The organism is Enterobacter sp. RHBSTW-00318 (assembly GCF_014101375.1).
GTDB lineage: Bacteria > Pseudomonadota > Gammaproteobacteria > Enterobacterales > Enterobacteriaceae > Enterobacter > Enterobacter ludwigii.
This window is the reverse complement of record NZ_JABXQH010000001.1, coordinates 686,127-701,027: the sequence shown is the minus strand read 5'-3', so window position 1 is coordinate 701,027 and position 14,901 is coordinate 686,127. Positions and strand designations below refer to the sequence as shown.

The window sequence follows — 14,901 nt, the reverse complement described above, 5'->3', positions numbered from 1 at the left end:
GATCATACCTAAACTAAAACAGATAAAAGAGAAATTGCTATGCAACATATCATTGAAGGTTTTCTCAGCTTTCAAAAAGAGATTTTCCCGCAACGTAAAGAGCTCTTCCGCAGTTTAGCGTCCAGCCAGAATCCCAAAGCGCTGTTCATCTCATGCTCTGACAGCCGTCTGGTCCCAGAACTGGTCACTCAGCAAGAGCCAGGACAACTCTTTGTCATTCGTAATGCTGGCAACATCGTGCCACCGTTCGGCCCTGAGCCAGGCGGTGTCTCCGCAACGATTGAATACGCGGTTGTTGCGCTGGGCGTGACCGATATTGTTATCTGCGGCCACTCCAACTGTGGGGCGATGAAAGCCATTGCCGACAATGCGGACCTCGAACCTATGCCGGCGGTTTCTCACTGGTTACGCTATTCCGATGCGGCAAAAGCGGTGGTTGAGAAGAAAACCTGGGATAAGCCAATCGATAAAGTGAATGCGATGGTGCAGGAAAACGTGTTTGCGCAGCTGAGCAACATTAAGACTCACCCGTCAGTGGCGGTGGGCCTGCGCAACAACGCCATCCGTCTTCACGGCTGGGTGTATGACATTGAAAGCGGCAAAATCCTTGCACTGGATAAAGAGACGAAAACCTTTGTCTCTTTATCCGATAACCCGCAGGTTTACTTCGAGTAATCCCGCGTTGCAGGGCACGGATGCCCTGTCAGTCATCACTGTACGGTAATTTCCGTCTTGAACCCGATGCGGTTTTCTCTGCGGCTTTTGCCATCGCCTCTGCTATCTCCGCACATTCCGCCAGTCCCTGAACAAAAGGGTGATCGTGCATCAGCCACGGGATTGCGCCAAATGCAATGCGTCCGCGAAGCGTTTCCGGCGCTTTTAACGTGTAATCCTCGCCAATATCCGGGATCTCATCGCCCGTCGCCTGTAGCTGCTTGCGCAGCGTCGGGAAGGGCAGATCTTTTGTTTTAAGCGGCTTTTGCCCGCGGGCATCAATAAAGACGTCGAAACGGTAGGCCGTCTCTTTAGTGGCGATGACCGTCTGCGCGCTGCCAATATCCAGCGTGTAATCATCACCCAGCGCCACAACACTAATGATGCCGGCCTCACGAAGCGCGAGAAGCCTGCGAATGGACTGCGGGGGAATGGCGGCATAGTTGTCGATAAAGACGCGTGCCAGCCCGTTTTTAAAGCGTTCAGCGTCCTTTTCGGTAAGATGAGGAACCATCTCCTGGACCACTTCATGCAGCCGAAGCACGGTGTAGCGCCAGGCCACCGTGCGCCGGTCACGTTTGTTCCGCTCGACCTCATTCAGGTTCTCTTCAGCCCAGGTAAACGGACCGTGCTGTTTTCGATCCTCAAACCACGCTTCGCGAAGGCTGTCCGCCGTCTGCATGCGCAGCGATATTTTTTCACACCAGGCCGGGTCGGCGAGTTCAAGCTCTTTCACCATCAGGGCGAAAATGCGGTCAAGCAGACCGTCTGATCCTTTGGCGATTTCGGCTTCGAGTACCGATTCGGTTAATACCGACAGCGGTTCGTACGGAATAGGGCAGTAAAAATCGGCCTCTGGCAGAATCCCGGTCCTGGACATGAGTACAATTTTTAACGCTTCACTTCCTTTATCGAGGAGGAATGTGCCGTCGCGAAACTCACCGTGCTGCATGACCACGGCCATCGCCGCGTCCAGCCCGCTTAAGGATGTTCCCATAATACCGACGCGGCAGGGGCGGATGCGGGCATCCATCAACCCTGACCACGGGCTTGGGAAATACGCGCGAGTGGCTTCCTCTTCTTCTGGCCAGACATGCCCGGTGGCGATCACGGCGAGATCGAATCGTTCCGGAAACGGCGTGTCATTGACCGAAAGCGTCACGCCGGAGGAGGACGGGGCAACATCGGTGACAGTGGCAGACGTGTGGATCTCAACCTGAAATCCCCGCCTCTTAGCTTCCTGGACTATCGTCTGGAAACTGTCGCGAAAATGCTCGCCCAGCAGAATACGGGGCAAAAACTGTCTGTCATGCAAGGTGGCTTTATCAACCTTAAAGCGCGCCAGATGGGCTTCACTCTGGCGCTTAAGCCAGTCGAGGTAGGTCATAAAAAGGGGCGGGATTTCAATGCTGGCAATGTTGGCCAGCATCAGGCGAGAGTTATCGTCGTCGTTGTAGGGCATTCCCACGCCAGCTTCGTCTGCCTGTTCAAAAACGGAGACAGAGAGCGGCGACGCGTTCTTAAGAAGAGAATAAAAGGTGTAAATCCCTGTAGGGCCGGAGCCGATAATGGCGATTTTCTTCATCGACAGTCTTCCTGTTTTTTTTCCATAAGAAAAGCGTAGCAGGAGAATAATGATGAAATTGGGGTATTAAGAAAAATCAGGCATTAAGAAGAGGATTTGCACCATTTCAGGACTGAAATGGTGCGTCCGAGTGGACTCGAACCACCGACCCCCACCATGTCAAGGTGGTGCTCTAACCAACTGAGCTACGGACGCAGAATGGTGCGTTCAATTGGACTCGAACCAACGACCCCCACCATGTCAAGGTGGTGCTCTAACCAACTGAGCTATGAACGCAACGTGTTGTCGGTGACAACGGGGACGAATATTAGCGGCACAGCATCGTTGAGGCAAGAGGGAAAATGCATTTTTCTCTCTGATTTCACGCGATTGCTTTATTACCGCGCAAAGTGAAGAGAAAGTAGCCGCCAGCTGGCGGCTACTGCGTATTTAACGTGCAGCGCGTTGCAATATTACCGAGGATGACTGGCGTTGCAGGAAGCGCATGCGCAGCATCATCATAATTGCCGCAGAGGTTAAGCCGATGATAAAGCCCATCCAGAATCCTGCCGGCCCCATGCGGTCAACCACCAGGTCGGTAAGCGCCAGGATATAACCACACGGCAGACCCAGCACCCAGTAAGCGATGAAGGTGATAAAGAAGATCGAACGCGTATCTTTATACCCACGCAGTACGCCGCTGCCAATCACCTGTATGGAGTCGGAGATCTGGTACACCGCGGCTAGCAGCATCAGGTGGGAGGCCAGGGCCACCACTTCCGGGTTATCGTTGTAAAGCAGGGCAATTTGCTCACGCAGCGTGATGGTAAACAGTGCCGTACAGATGGCCATACAGACACCGACGCCAAGCCCTGTGCGGGCCGCCGTTTGCGCATCCAGCGTCGAACCTTGCCCCAGACGAAAGCCCACGCGAATGGTCACCGCTGCGGCCAGCGACATCGGCAATACGAACATCAGGGAACTGAAGTTCAGCGCAATCTGGTGACCGGCTACGTTCACAATGCCGAGCGGAGAAACCAGCAGGGCGACCACGGCAAACAGCGTCACTTCAAAGAACAGCGCCAGTGCAATCGGCAGGCCTAACTGCACCAGACGCGTCATGATGTTCCAGTCCGGCGTGCTGAACGAACGTTCATTGCGGATATCGCGCATTGAACGGGCACGTTTCACATAAGAGATCATACTGAAGAACATCACCCAATAGACGGCAGCCGTCGCCACGCCGCAGCCGACGCCGCCGAGCTCCGGCATACCGAAGTGACCATAGATGAAGATGTAGTTCACCGGAATATTCACCAGCAAGCCGATAAAGCCCATCACCATTCCGGGCTTGGTTTTCGCCAGACCTTCACACTGGTTACGCGCGACCTGGAAGAACAGATAGCCAGGCGCACCCCACAGCAGGGCCCGCAGGTAGCCGACGGCTTTGTCAGCCAGAGCCGGGTCAATATTATGCATGGCGCGGATGATATGACCGGCATTCCACAGCACAACCATTATCAGCACGGAGACAAACCCTGCCAGCCAGAACCCCTGTCGAACCTGATGGGCAATACGTTCACGTCGCCCTGAGCCATTTAGCTGAGCGATAACCGGGGTGAGGGCGAGCAGCAGGCCGTGGCCAAACAGGATGGCCGGAAGCCAGATCGAGGTGCCTATTGCCACGGCGGCCATATCGGTGGCGCTGTAGCCACCCGCCATTACCGTATCCACAAATCCCATTGCGGTCTGGGCCACTTGCGCGATGATCACTGGTATAGCCAGTGCCAATAACTGGCGCGCTTCATTCATGTACTTCTGCACGTGAACACCTTTATATTCTAGTTATTTGAGAGACTAAAAAGGCCGCCGTAACTGGCAGCAAGAAGAAAATGCAGGGGGGTGCCAGCTATTGTAGCGGGGTTTAGCTATTTATCTAGTGAAAAAATCGCCACAAAATGCGCTCCGCTGGCAACCTGTTTTTCCAACTGTTATTGTGGTGGGATTAAACGGTGTCACCACCGTCCGGAAAAAACAGGAGTTGTAAGCATGTTTACTGGTATTGTGCAGGGCACCGCCAAAGTGGTGTCCATTGATGAAAAACCTAATTTCCGAACTCATGTGGTTGAGCTTCCGGAATATATGCTTGATGGCATTGAAACTGGCGCCTCGATTGCACATAACGGCTGTTGCCTGACGGTAACCGAAATTAACGGGAACCAGATTAGCTTTGATTTAATGAAAGAGACGCTGCGCATCACCAACCTGGGCGAGCTGGTGGTAGGGGATACCGTAAACGTAGAGCGTGCGGCCAGGTTCAGCGATGAGATTGGCGGCCATCTGATGTCAGGCCATATTATGACCACCGCGGAAGTGGCGAAGATTGTCACCTCGGAAAATAACCGTCAAATCTGGTTTAAAGTGCAGGATCCTTCATTAATGAAATACATCCTGTATAAAGGATTTATTGGTATTGATGGGATTAGCCTGACGGTTGGGGAAGTGACGCCGACCCGTTTCTGCGTGCATTTAATTCCTGAAACTCTCCAGCGTACAACCCTGGGGGCGAAAAAACTGGGGCATCGGGTTAATATCGAAATCGATCCGCAGACTCAGGCGGTTGTGGATACCGTTGAGCGGCTGTTGGCGGCAAAAGAAGCCGCAATAATAAAGACCGCAGAAGAAGAATAAAATGAACCCCGGATTTCCGGGGTTTTTTTTAGCGTGCGACCCGCAAACCGTGTTCTATCCCTCGGCTGAAAACAACCTGCCAAAGTTGAATATCACGCGCGCGAAAGGCGCCTGCGCAGGCATTGAGATAATAGCTGAACATCCGTTTAAACCGTTCAGAATAGTTGTCCGCAATTTCTGGCCAGGCTTCCTGGAAACGTGAATGCCATGCCATCAACGTGGTGTCATAATCCGCGCCAAAGTTATGCCAGTCTTCCATAATGAAATGAGGTTCACTGGCGTTAGCAATCTGGCGAACGGACGGCAAACAGCCATTCGGAAAGATGTATTTGTTGATCCACGGATCGACGTTATTGTCGGTGCGCTTAGAACCAATGGTGTGCAGCAGGAAGATGCCGTCAGGTTTCAAGTTACGGTCCACCACGCTGAAGTAGGTGTCATAGTTTTTCGGCCCCACGTGTTCGAACATGCCGACGGAGACTATGCGATCAAACTGCTCGTTCAGGTCGCGATAATCCTGAAGGCGAATATCCACATCAAGGCCCTGGCAGCGCTCCCGTGCCATTTTTTGCTGTTCAGCTGAAATGGTCACACCGACCACGCTGGCACCATAATGCTTCGCCATAAAATAGGCCAGACCACCCCATCCACAGCCGATATCCAGCACACGCATGCCCGGCTGTAGCTGCAGTTTTTCACAAATCAGACGTAGCTTAGCCTGTTGTGCTTCTTCAAGGGTTGAGGCCTCTTTCCAGTAGGCGCAGGAATATTGCATGAAAGGATCGAGCATGCGGCTGAACAGGTCATTACCGAGGTCGTAATGCTCCTTGCCGACGATCCACGCCCGTTTTTTGCTTTGCAGATTAAACAGCCGGGCGGAGGCGACACGTAATGTATCTTTCAGATTGCGGGGGAGCTGGTTTTCCAGACCGGCGCGTAAAACGCTGGAGAAAAACATATCCAGCCGTTCACACTCCCACCAGCCGTCCATATAACTTTCCCCCAGGCCTAACGATCCCTCCCGCAATACGCGTTTAAAAAAGTCGGGATGCTTAACCTGTGGATCGGATGGCGAAGATCCATTAATAGTGATGCCTGCACGACCTAACAGTTCACTGACGATCCGGGACCAGTTATCGTCCGGAACGCTGACTTCTTCTATACACGATGAACTCATAGCTTCTCCATCACCTTACTGTGATCAGAACCTTCAAACAGCGTAGACGCTTTTTATGGTTTGTGAGAAATCTCACGGTATTTCCCCGTGAGGCTAGTATCCGACGTAGAACAGAGGAAGGGAGATAACCCTTGCCGAAATGCCTTCCATGGTAAAACGGGAGCGCTCCGGCTCCCGTTAACACATAATATTTATCGTATTTAATCGAACCAAATTTAGTATAGGCCTCAAAATTTGGTGATTCAATAGAAAATTCTTAGCAACCTAATCACTGATATTTAACATAATTTCTGGCGCGATTATGCATGCGAGGTTTTCACCTCTGCGCGGTCATCCTGCTCACGTTGTGCCGCAGACTGCATACGGTATCCCAGAAGGGCCAGCGCAACCGTAACCAGCATGACGCTGGTGGTGGTCAGGAGCGGCGTGGCAATCAGCGCAGAGACCACCAGGCTTGCCAGGAAGCACAGACCCAGCTGCAGGGTATTCTGAAGCGCGGCCGCACGACCTGTTGCCTGTGGGAACGGACGTAACGCCTGGGCTACGACGATAGGGTAAATCGCACCGTTCGCCACGGCCATCACGCAGAATGGAATCAGAATTTCTGCCAGACCGGCGCCCGGGATAAAGCCCACAGCCCAGGTGGCGATCACGCTCAGCGCGTAGAGTACCAGCAGCCAGGGCAGCATCTGCTGACCTTCCCATTTTTGCAGCGCCGCGCGACAGCCATAGCCCCCGACCAGAAACGCGATGGTCTGCGGGACATAGCTCAGACCGATGGCGGCCGGGCTGTAACCCATATCGTGAAGAATGAACGGCGAACCGGTCAGCCACGCGAAGAAACTCGCCGAGCAGGCGGCATAAATCAGGACATTACCGCGGTACGCTTTGGTGCTCAGCAGAGAGGTGAAGGTCACCGGTGTTGTGTCAGCAGGCGTCTCTTTCTTATGTGCCGCTTTGAGTGTGAATGCCGGGATCATCAGGACCAGCGTGATGGCAAACAGCGTAGCGAAAATGGCCTGCCAGTCGAAATGCGCCAGGATCCAGCTCCCGAGCAGCGGGGCGAGGGCAGGCGAAAGCCCTACCAGCGGCATAATGGTGGCGAAAATGCGGTTTGTACGGTTGGCCGGATAGTAGTCGGTGACCAGCGCCTGCCAGGTCACCGCGGCAGCACAGACGCCAACGGCCTGCACGAAGCGCAGTACCAGCAGCCAGGTTGCATCGCGTACCCATAACATTCCCAGACAGCCGACGGCAAAGATAGCCAGCCCCAGCAACAGCACCGGTTTACGGCCAAAGCGGTCAGAGAGAGGCCCCCAGAGCAGCTGCGCGAAGGCAAAGCCCGCGAGGAATAAGCTCAGGCTGGCGCTGATGGCTGCCGCCGGGGTCTGTAAATCTTCCTGCATTGCGGCGAAGGCGGGCAGGTACATATCAGTGGCTAAAAAGCCCAGCACGCTTAAACCACCGAGCCAGACTAAAAATCCTTTCCTGGGTTGCATTGTTTTTTTCTCCTGAGGGAGGCAGGTCTATGTTTGCGCAGAGTGTAGGGAGTGCAAAGCAGCTTGTGAAACGCTAATATTTGGCGAGTGCATTCAAAATTTTTGCAGGCAGAAAATGTGGTCAGATTATTCTCTTGAAGTGGTCGATGCTGTTGCACGCAACGGCAGCTTTAGCGGTGCAGCGCAGGAGTTGCACCGCGTCCCCTCGGCAATCAGCTATACGGTGCGTCAGCTTGAAGAATGGCTGGCCGTTCCGCTGTTTGAACGGCGTCACCGTGATGTGGAATTAACGCCCGCCGGGGCATGGTTTTTGAAAGAAGGGCGTTCTGTTATCAAAAAAATGCAGATCACCCGCGAACAGTGTCAGCAGATCGCTAACGGCTGGCGAGGACATCTTTCCATTGCCGTGGATAACATCGTAAAACCGGAACGTACCCGGCAGATGATTGTCGATTTCTATCGCCATTTCTCGGATGTCGAATTGCGGGTATCCCAGGAAGTGTTTAACGGCGTCTGGGATGCGCTGGCGGATGGCAGGGCAGAGATGGCGATCGGTGCCACGCAGGCGATCCCGGTTGGGGGACGCTTTGCCTTTCGCGACATGGGCATGCTCAGCTGGAAATGTGTGGTGGCAAGCGATCATCCGCTGGCGGCCATGGACGGGCCGCTCAGCGACGAAACGCTCCGTAACTGGCCCTCGCTGGTGCTGGAAGATACCTCGCGTTCGTTGCCCAAACGCATTACCTGGCTGCTGGATAACCAGCGACGGGTGGTTGCGCCGGACTGGGAATCCTCAGCAACATGCCTCAGCGCAGGGCTGTGCGTTGCCATGGTCCCTGGCCATTTTGCACGGCCCCGAATCGACACCGGTGAATGGGTTGAACTGACGCTGGAAAATCCTTTTCCGGATGCGGCCTGTTGCCTCACCTGGCAACAAAATGATGTGTCGCCCGCAATGGCCTGGCTGCTGGATTACCTGGGAGACAGTGAGACGCTTAACCGGGAATGGCTACGGGAGCCAGTATAACTGGCCCCGTAAAAGATTAACGACGATAGTCGCGGAACGGGCCATCCGCAACGGAACGGCGTTCGATAAGACGCGGGTGAACTTCAATAGACTGAGACTCTTCACGCTTGTTGACGATCCTGTCCATCAGCATATTGAAGGCCGTTTCACCCAGCGAGTCTTTTGGCTGGTGGATGGTGGTCAGCGCCGGGGTAAAGAAGCGCGCGTTGCGCACGTTGTCATACCCGATCACGGAAATGTCCTGCGGCACGCGCAAACCCAGTTCATCGGCGGCACAGAGAGCACCCATCGCCATAATGTCACCGCCACAGAAAACGGCTGTCGGGCGATGCGGCTGGGAGACAATCTGCTGCATTGCGCGGTAACCGGATTCCGGTTCAAAGTCACCCTGCACGATCCAGTTTTCCGGCACGGTAATCAGCGCCTCTTCCATCGCTTTCATAAACCCGGCCAGACGCCCGGCTCCGGTGTTGCGCTCCAGTGGACCCGGGATCACACCAATCTCACGGTGACCGCGTTCAATCAGATAACGGCCTGCCATATAGCCGCCTTCAAACGCGTTATCGATGACGGAGTCGGTGAAGTCTGCACGTGCTTCGCCCCAGTCCATGACCACCATAGGAATATGGCGGTACTCTTCCAGCATGGAAAGCACGGACTCCGGATACTCTGAACACATCACCAGCAGGCCATCCACACGCTTTTGTGCCATCATGGAGAGATAAGCGCGCTGTTTTTCAATGCTGTTCCACGCGTTGCCCAGAATCAGGGTATAGCCTTTCTGGAAGCAGTTTTTCTCGACCGCTTCAATGATCTCGGCAAAATAGGCCGCTTCACTGCTGGTAGCCAGCAAACCAATGGATTTGGTGTGATTAACTTTGAGGCTGCGCGCCACCGCACTCGGTGAATAGTGTAATTCTTTGATTGCCGCCCAGACGGCGTTGCGCGTCTCTTCCGCCACAAAGCGGGTTTTGTTAATTACATGTGATACGGTTGTAGTGGAAACGTTTGCGCGTTTTGCTACGTCTTTAATTGTTGCCATTAAATGTCACTCCAGACCATATCCTAAACTCCTGAAAAACTTGAAGGTAAACGTTTGCCTTCTCTCACCCTTATCACGCAATCTTGAATTGCGGCACGCCGGGAAAACGACACAGGACGTCAGGAGGGGGTCAATGGCCGGTACGCTAATAAATTTAGCGTGGAATTTTGTCCTATCTTGATGAAAAGGGGAAGAGCTAAAGTGGTTATCAGTTTAAATCCAGGAAGATTTTTGAACTAAACTGTGTAAAAATGAGCAGGCTCACTTTTCGTGGGGAGATTAAAAGGAGAAAAATTGATGAGCTACGATCTGAAGTTTTCGCTGGTGACCACCGTTATTGTACTGGCTCTGATTGTTGCGGCGGGTCTGACGGCTGCATTGCATTGATTTACACGGAGGGAGAGCTCTCTCCCTCTCAGTTTTCCTGATTGTTACGCCTGCGGCAAAAATCTTTTGCCAATTTGTTAACTTCTCATTTTTTGTGATTGATGTCATGCTTTCGGCTTCTTTGTTCTGTGTCACGACATGACACGGCATCCGGAGTTGACGCATGAAAATCAATTTTCCCCTGCTTGCCCTGGCGATTGGCGCTTTTGGGATTGGCACCACTGAATTCTCCCCGATGGGGTTACTGCCTGTTATCGCCCGGGGCGTGGATGTTTCTATCCCGGCGGCCGGGATGCTCATCAGCGCCTACGCCATTGGCGTGATGGTGGGGGCACCGCTCATGACGCTTCTGCTTTCACACCGCGCGCGCCGCAATGCGCTGATTTTCCTGATGGCGATATTTACGCTGGGCAACGTGCTCTCCGCGATTGCTCCGGATTACACCACCCTGATGTTGTCCCGCATTCTGACCAGTCTTAACCACGGCGCGTTCTTTGGGCTGGGATCGGTTGTGGCCGCAAGCGTGGTGCCAAAACACAAGCAGGCGAGTGCCGTGGCAACCATGTTTATGGGTCTGACGATTGCCAACATTGGCGGTGTACCTGCCGCAACCTGGCTGGGTGAGGCGATCGGCTGGCGCATGTCGTTCCTGGCGACGGCCGTGCTGGGTGTTATCGCCATGGTGGCGTTGTACTTCTCCTTGCCGAAAGGCAGCGCTGGTGAACGTCCTGACGTCCGCAAAGAGCTGTCGGTACTGATGCGCCCGCAGGTGCTCTCCGCGCTGTTGACCACCGTACTGGGGGCGGGCGCCATGTTTACCCTGTACACCTATATTTCACCGGTGTTGCACGATATCACCCACGCGACGCCTCTCTTTGTGACCGCGATGCTGGTGCTGATTGGTGTCGGGTTCTCTATAGGCAACTATCTCGGCGGGAAATTCGCCGATCGTTCCGTGAGCGGGACGCTGAAAGGCTTTTTAACGCTGCTGATTGTCATCATGATCGCCATTCCATGGCTGGCGCGTAATGAGGTCGGGGCGGCGATGGCGATGGTTGTCTGGGGGGCTGCGACCTTTGCCGTGGTTCCGCCGCTGCAGATGCGCGTGATGCGCGTTGCCCATGAGGCACCGGGTCTCTCGTCGTCGGTCAATATTGGCGCGTTTAACCTTGGCAATGCGCTTGGAGCCGCTGCCGGTGGAGCCGTCATTTCTGGTGGCCTGGGATACAGCTTTGTGCCGGTGATGGGGGCGATAATTGCCGCGCTCGGCCTGCTGTTAGTGATGATGTCTGGCCGTAAACAGCCGGAAGCAGCGTGCGCTGCTGAATAATTAAAAAACGCAGAAGGGCAACCCCTTCTGCGTGTCTCTTACGCGGCGAAGTTCTTCGCCACAAACGCCCAGTTAACCAGTGCCCAGAAGTGCTCCAGGTAGTTCGGACGCGCGTTACGGTAATCAATGTAGTAAGCGTGTTCCCAGACGTCCACGGTCATCAGCGGCGTTGCGCTGGTGGTCAGTGGCGTACCCGCGTTCGAGGTGGAAACGATAGCCAGTTTGCCATCCGCGTCTTTCACCAGCCACGTCCAGCCAGAACCGAAGTTCTTGACTGCAGCATCCGTAAACTTCGCTTTAAAATCAGCAAAGCTGCCAAATGCCGCGTTAATCGCGCCAGCCAGTTCACCCGTAGGTTCGCCGCCTGCATTCGGTGCCAGGCAGTGCCAGTAGAAGGTGTGGTTCCACACCTGAGCGGCATTGTTAAAGACACCGCCCTCTGAACTGCGGACGATCTCTTCCAGCGTTTTGCCTTCAAAATCGGTGCCCTTGATCAGGTTGTTCAGATTGGTGACGTACGTCTGGTGATGTTTGCCGTAGTGATACTCCAGGGTTTCCGCAGAAATGTGCGGGGCCAGGGCGTCTTTTGCATATGGTAGTGCAGGTAATTCGAACGACATTGCTTCTCTCCTTATTGTTTTTTATGTTGCCAATAACCACACAGACAACAGGGACAGAATAGCAAATTGAAAGGGTATGCAAAAGAGGAACTTACCCTGCCACGGCTGTGGCAGGGCAGGGGTTAGCGAATGGTTTTTGGCGTCATCACGCGGCGTGCGCCGACATAGTGACGTACCCAGTAGTCTTCACTGAGAGAGGTTATCTGGATGTCCTGGCCGCTACGTGGGGACTGGATAAATTTCCCGTTGCCTACATATACGCCAACGTGGTCAGCCGTGCCGCGCCCCTGAGTGCGGAAGAAGACGAGATCGCCATTCTCCAGTTCACCGCGGTTGACCGGTGACGCGTCGCGCAGGTGATACATCTCATTGGCGGTACGTGGAATTCGGAACTTCACCAGATCTTTATAGGCGTAATAGACGAGGCCGCTGCAGTCGAAACCGGTACGCGGTGAGCTGCCGCCCCAGCGATAGGGTTTGCCAATCTGCCCCATCAGTTTGTTCAACGCCGTTTTTTGCGCTTTCTGTACGCGAACCTTATGCACTTCCGCTATTTTCGTGACCTTCGTGCATTTCGCTTTATGACCTTTGCGGGGGATGCATTTTTCCGTCACGAGATTAGCTGCAGTTTGCGAGGCTTTGCTTTTGGTTGCGTGGGCAGTGCGGGAAGGTTTTGTTTTCGTCTTGCTGGAGGCGGTCTTTTTAGTCTGGGTGGTGGTCTTTTTCTTGTCGTTCTTGCTGGTGGTTTTTTTCTTACGGTCTGTGGTTTTGGCCAGATGCGTTTTTTGTACAGCAGAGTGCCGCGCCTGTTGAGAGGCGTTCGCCACTGGCGTGAAAGTGAGTGTTGTAAACAGTAAAGCACAGAGCGTGATCGAGATTTTATTTATCCGCGCCACTGGGCAGTCCCCTGATAAATGCAGGTCATCAATAATACCCGCGAATGATTTACAAAGCCCGTCGATTCTAATCTATAAAAACCCGATAAGTTAATAGCATTTTTCAATCTACAATCCTGTTTCGTTAGCAAGTGCAAAAAAATTCATCAATCTGTCGCACTATTGTTCACTCCCTAAACAAAACCCTGAGTGCCGCAGGGTTAAACACCATTTGCAATGCAACTTTTCATCACTCGCGGTAAAATAAGAAAGACGTGACAAAAATGTTATTTTCCGATGGCAGTCTGAACCGCTACAATGACAGACGAATGCCGTAACAGAAGTTAAAGGAAGCAAGACATGAGCACCACTATTGAAAAAATCCAGCGCCAGATCGCTGAAAACCCGATTCTGCTGTATATGAAAGGTTCTCCGAAGCTGCCAAGCTGTGGCTTCTCCGCGCAAGCGGTTCAGGCGCTGTCTGCCTGTGGTGAGCGTTTTGCTTACGTTGATATCCTGCAGAACCCGGACATCCGCGCTGAGCTGCCTAAATACGCTAACTGGCCGACGTTCCCACAGCTGTGGGTAGACGGTGAGCTGGTCGGCGGTTGCGATATCCTGATCGAAATGTATCAGCGCGGTGAACTGCAGCAGCTGATCAAAGAAACGGCTGCGAAGTACAAAACGGAAGAGCCAGACGCGGAGTAAGTTATCTGCGAAGACAAAAAAGCGACCTCATGAGGTCGCTTTTTTTTATTCTTCACTGTCACCCATAGGCAGCGGCCAGCCGCCCAGACGCTTCCAGCGGTTCACAATTTCGCAAAACAGTTCCGCCGTCCGCTCGGTGTCATAAAGCGCGGAATGTGCCTGCGTACCGTCAAACTCAATGCCTGCCGTAATACATGCCTTTGATAATACCGTTTGTCCCAACGCCAGACCGCTCAGTGCCGCGGTATCGAAGGTCACAAACGGGTGGAAAGGGTTACGCTTGAGCGACGCGCGCTCGGCAGCGGCCATGGTAAAGGTGTGATCGAACGTGGCGTTATGCGCCACCATAATGGCGCGGCTGCAGTTGCTCTCTTTCATACCTTTACGCACCATTTTAAAAATGGCGTGCAGCGCGTCATATTCACTTACCGCACCACGCAGCGGGTTATGCGGATCGATGCCGTTAAAGGCCAGCGCCTCGGGCTGTAAGTTGGCCCCTTCAAACGGTTCAACGTGGAAATGCAGCGTGGTGTCCGGTGTAAGCCATCCCTGTTCATCCATCTTCAGCGTGATGGCGGCAATTTCAAGCAGCGCATCGGTTTTAGCGTTAAATCCGGCTGTTTCAACATCGATCACAACAGGATAAAAACCACGAAAACGGTCGCACAGACCGCTAAATTGAGCGTTATCGGACATCAGGGTCTCTTACATGGGGAAAAAAGCAGTGCGCATTATGGCAAATTTTGGATGGGGATGCAGTAAAAGTACGGGCGCATGTTGCGCCCTGCGGGATCAGTTGCCCAGACCGCGACCAGCGTCTTTGGCTTCAATCAGCTCGATTTTGTAGCCGTCCGGATCTTCAACAAACGCGATCACGGTGGTGCCGCCTTTGACCGGGCCAGCTTCGCGCGTCACGTTACCGCCGTTGCTGCGAATACGTTCACAGGCTTCGGCTGCGTTGTCCACTTCCAGCGCGATATGACCATAAGCGGTGCCCAGCTCATAGCTGTCCACGCCCCAGTTGTAGGTCAGTTCGATGACCGCTTCGTCCGTTTCCGGGCCGTAACCCACAAACGCCAGCGAGTATTTATATTCCGGGTTTTCGCTGGTGCGCAGCAGTTTCATACCCAGTACGTTAGTGTAGAAATCGACAGAACGTTGCAGATCGCCAACGCGCAGCATGGTGTGAAGTAGGCGCATAATTTCCTCATTAACCAATGGAATAGAATATCTATTTGAACAGAAACGATGTTTTAGTATAGCGGCG

General features: G+C 53.6%; 15 protein-coding genes and 2 tRNA genes. 6 read left to right on the top strand and 11 right to left on the bottom strand.

All coding sequences use genetic code 11. The features are described from left to right. Positions 1-39 precede the first annotated feature (39 nt). Positions 40-675, top strand: a complete 636-nt coding sequence (locus tag HV157_RS03415; protein ID WP_014169762.1) for a carbonic anhydrase — start codon at positions 40-42, stop codon at positions 673-675. A 28-nt stretch (positions 676-703) separates the two neighbouring features. Here HV157_RS03415 and HV157_RS03410 read toward each other — a convergent pair whose 3' ends face one another. The 4 genes from HV157_RS03410 to mdtK form a co-directional block, all read right to left on the bottom strand. Next, positions 704-2,299 carry an FAD-NAD(P)-binding protein gene (locus tag HV157_RS03410; RefSeq protein WP_182268506.1) on the bottom strand — a complete coding sequence of 532 codons (1,596 nt, stop codon included), beginning with the start codon at positions 2,297-2,299 and terminating at the stop codon, positions 704-706. Positions 2,300-2,417: 118 nt separating this feature from the next. Further along, positions 2,418-2,494, bottom strand: a tRNA-Val gene (locus HV157_RS03405). Positions 2,495-2,498: 4 nt separating this feature from the next. Continuing rightward, a tRNA-Val gene (locus HV157_RS03400) sits at positions 2,499-2,575 on the bottom strand. 153 nt (positions 2,576-2,728) lie between these two features. Further along, on the bottom strand, positions 2,729-4,102 hold the full coding sequence (gene mdtK / locus HV157_RS03395) for an MdtK family multidrug efflux MATE transporter (RefSeq protein WP_014169764.1): 1,374 nt from the start codon (positions 4,100-4,102) through the stop codon (positions 2,729-2,731). Between the two features lie 225 nt (positions 4,103-4,327). On the opposite strand from mdtK, the gene HV157_RS03390 reads away from it, so the two are divergent. Further along, the gene (locus HV157_RS03390) at positions 4,328-4,969 is read left to right on the top strand and encodes a riboflavin synthase (protein ID WP_020884345.1); all 642 of its coding nucleotides are present in this window, start codon (positions 4,328-4,330) and stop codon (positions 4,967-4,969) included. 28 nt (positions 4,970-4,997) lie between these two features. Here the strand turns inward: HV157_RS03390 and cfa are convergent, their stop codons facing one another. Further along, entirely contained in the window at positions 4,998-6,146 is a 1,149-nt protein-coding gene (gene cfa, locus HV157_RS03385) for a cyclopropane fatty acyl phospholipid synthase (protein ID WP_014169766.1), read from the bottom strand. 299 nt (positions 6,147-6,445) lie between these two features. Next, positions 6,446-7,645 carry a purine nucleoside transporter PunC gene (gene punC / locus HV157_RS03380; protein WP_014169767.1) on the bottom strand — a complete coding sequence of 400 codons (1,200 nt, stop codon included), beginning with the start codon at positions 7,643-7,645 and terminating at the stop codon, positions 6,446-6,448. Between the two features lie 115 nt (positions 7,646-7,760). Here punC and punR point away from each other — a divergent pair, with 115 nt between their 5' ends. Next, positions 7,761-8,672: a DNA-binding transcriptional activator PunR gene (punR, locus tag HV157_RS03375; protein WP_044857172.1), complete on the top strand. Its 912-nt coding sequence runs from the start codon at positions 7,761-7,763 to the stop codon at positions 8,670-8,672. A 16-nt stretch (positions 8,673-8,688) separates the two neighbouring features. Here punR and purR read toward each other — a convergent pair whose 3' ends face one another. Continuing rightward, on the bottom strand, positions 8,689-9,714 hold the full coding sequence (purR, locus tag HV157_RS03370) for an HTH-type transcriptional repressor PurR (protein ID WP_010430302.1): 1,026 nt from the start codon (positions 9,712-9,714) through the stop codon (positions 8,689-8,691). A gap of 297 nt (positions 9,715-10,011) precedes the next feature. Here purR and HV157_RS03365 point away from each other — a divergent pair, with 297 nt between their 5' ends. Both HV157_RS03365 and HV157_RS03360 read left to right on the top strand, forming a co-directional pair. Further along, positions 10,012-10,101 carry a YnhF family membrane protein gene (locus tag HV157_RS03365; protein ID WP_032670423.1) on the top strand — a complete coding sequence of 30 codons (90 nt, stop codon included), beginning with the start codon at positions 10,012-10,014 and terminating at the stop codon, positions 10,099-10,101. Positions 10,102-10,264: 163 nt separating this feature from the next. Continuing rightward, positions 10,265-11,431, top strand: coding sequence for an MFS transporter (locus HV157_RS03360; protein WP_014169771.1), 1,167 nt, complete (start codon positions 10,265-10,267; stop codon positions 11,429-11,431). A gap of 38 nt (positions 11,432-11,469) precedes the next feature. Here the strand turns inward: HV157_RS03360 and sodB are convergent, their stop codons facing one another. After that, positions 11,470-12,051: a superoxide dismutase [Fe] gene (gene sodB / locus HV157_RS03355; RefSeq protein WP_020884341.1), complete on the bottom strand. Its 582-nt coding sequence runs from the start codon at positions 12,049-12,051 to the stop codon at positions 11,470-11,472. A 122-nt stretch (positions 12,052-12,173) separates the two neighbouring features. After that, complete coding sequence (locus tag HV157_RS03350) at positions 12,174-12,947, bottom strand: C40 family peptidase (protein WP_014169773.1); 774 nt, start codon at positions 12,945-12,947, stop codon at positions 12,174-12,176. 339 nt (positions 12,948-13,286) lie between these two features. Here HV157_RS03350 and grxD point away from each other — a divergent pair, with 339 nt between their 5' ends. Then, the gene (gene grxD, locus HV157_RS03345) at positions 13,287-13,634 is read left to right on the top strand and encodes a monothiol glutaredoxin 4 (protein WP_003832760.1); all 348 of its coding nucleotides are present in this window, start codon (positions 13,287-13,289) and stop codon (positions 13,632-13,634) included. Between the two features lie 45 nt (positions 13,635-13,679). On the opposite strand, the gene rnt is transcribed toward grxD, so the two are convergent. Beyond that, positions 13,680-14,330: a ribonuclease T gene (rnt, locus tag HV157_RS03340; protein WP_014169774.1), complete on the bottom strand. Its 651-nt coding sequence runs from the start codon at positions 14,328-14,330 to the stop codon at positions 13,680-13,682. Positions 14,331-14,426: 96 nt separating this feature from the next. Further along, positions 14,427-14,834, bottom strand: coding sequence for a lactoylglutathione lyase (gene gloA, locus HV157_RS03335; RefSeq protein WP_020884340.1), 408 nt, complete (start codon positions 14,832-14,834; stop codon positions 14,427-14,429). Positions 14,835-14,901 lie beyond the last annotated feature (67 nt).

Excerpts from the sequence above, each read along its gene's own strand:
- HV157_RS03415 (WP_014169762.1), top strand. The coding sequence starts at position 40 with ATGCAACATATCATTGAAGGTTTTCTCAGCTTTCAAAAAGAGATTTTC.
- HV157_RS03410 (WP_182268506.1), bottom strand. The coding sequence starts at position 2,299 with ATGAAGAAAATCGCCATTATCGGCTCCGGCCCTACAGGGATTTACACC.
- HV157_RS03390 (WP_020884345.1), top strand. The coding sequence starts at position 4,328 with ATGTTTACTGGTATTGTGCAGGGCACCGCCAAAGTGGTGTCCATTGAT.
- cfa (WP_014169766.1), bottom strand. The coding sequence starts at position 6,146 with ATGAGTTCATCGTGTATAGAAGAAGTCAGCGTTCCGGACGATAACTGG.
- punC (WP_014169767.1), bottom strand. The coding sequence starts at position 7,645 with ATGCAACCCAGGAAAGGATTTTTAGTCTGGCTCGGTGGTTTAAGCGTG.
- punR (WP_044857172.1), top strand. The coding sequence starts at position 7,761 with ATGTGGTCAGATTATTCTCTTGAAGTGGTCGATGCTGTTGCACGCAAC.
- purR (WP_010430302.1), bottom strand. The coding sequence starts at position 9,714 with ATGGCAACAATTAAAGACGTAGCAAAACGCGCAAACGTTTCCACTACA.
- HV157_RS03365 (WP_032670423.1), top strand. The coding sequence starts at position 10,012 with ATGAGCTACGATCTGAAGTTTTCGCTGGTGACCACCGTTATTGTACTG.
- HV157_RS03360 (WP_014169771.1), top strand. The coding sequence starts at position 10,265 with ATGAAAATCAATTTTCCCCTGCTTGCCCTGGCGATTGGCGCTTTTGGG.
- sodB (WP_020884341.1), bottom strand. The coding sequence starts at position 12,051 with ATGTCGTTCGAATTACCTGCACTACCATATGCAAAAGACGCCCTGGCC.
- grxD (WP_003832760.1), top strand. The coding sequence starts at position 13,287 with ATGAGCACCACTATTGAAAAAATCCAGCGCCAGATCGCTGAAAACCCG.
- rnt (WP_014169774.1), bottom strand. The coding sequence starts at position 14,330 with ATGTCCGATAACGCTCAATTTAGCGGTCTGTGCGACCGTTTTCGTGGT.
- gloA (WP_020884340.1), bottom strand. The coding sequence starts at position 14,834 with ATGCGCCTACTTCACACCATGCTGCGCGTTGGCGATCTGCAACGTTCT.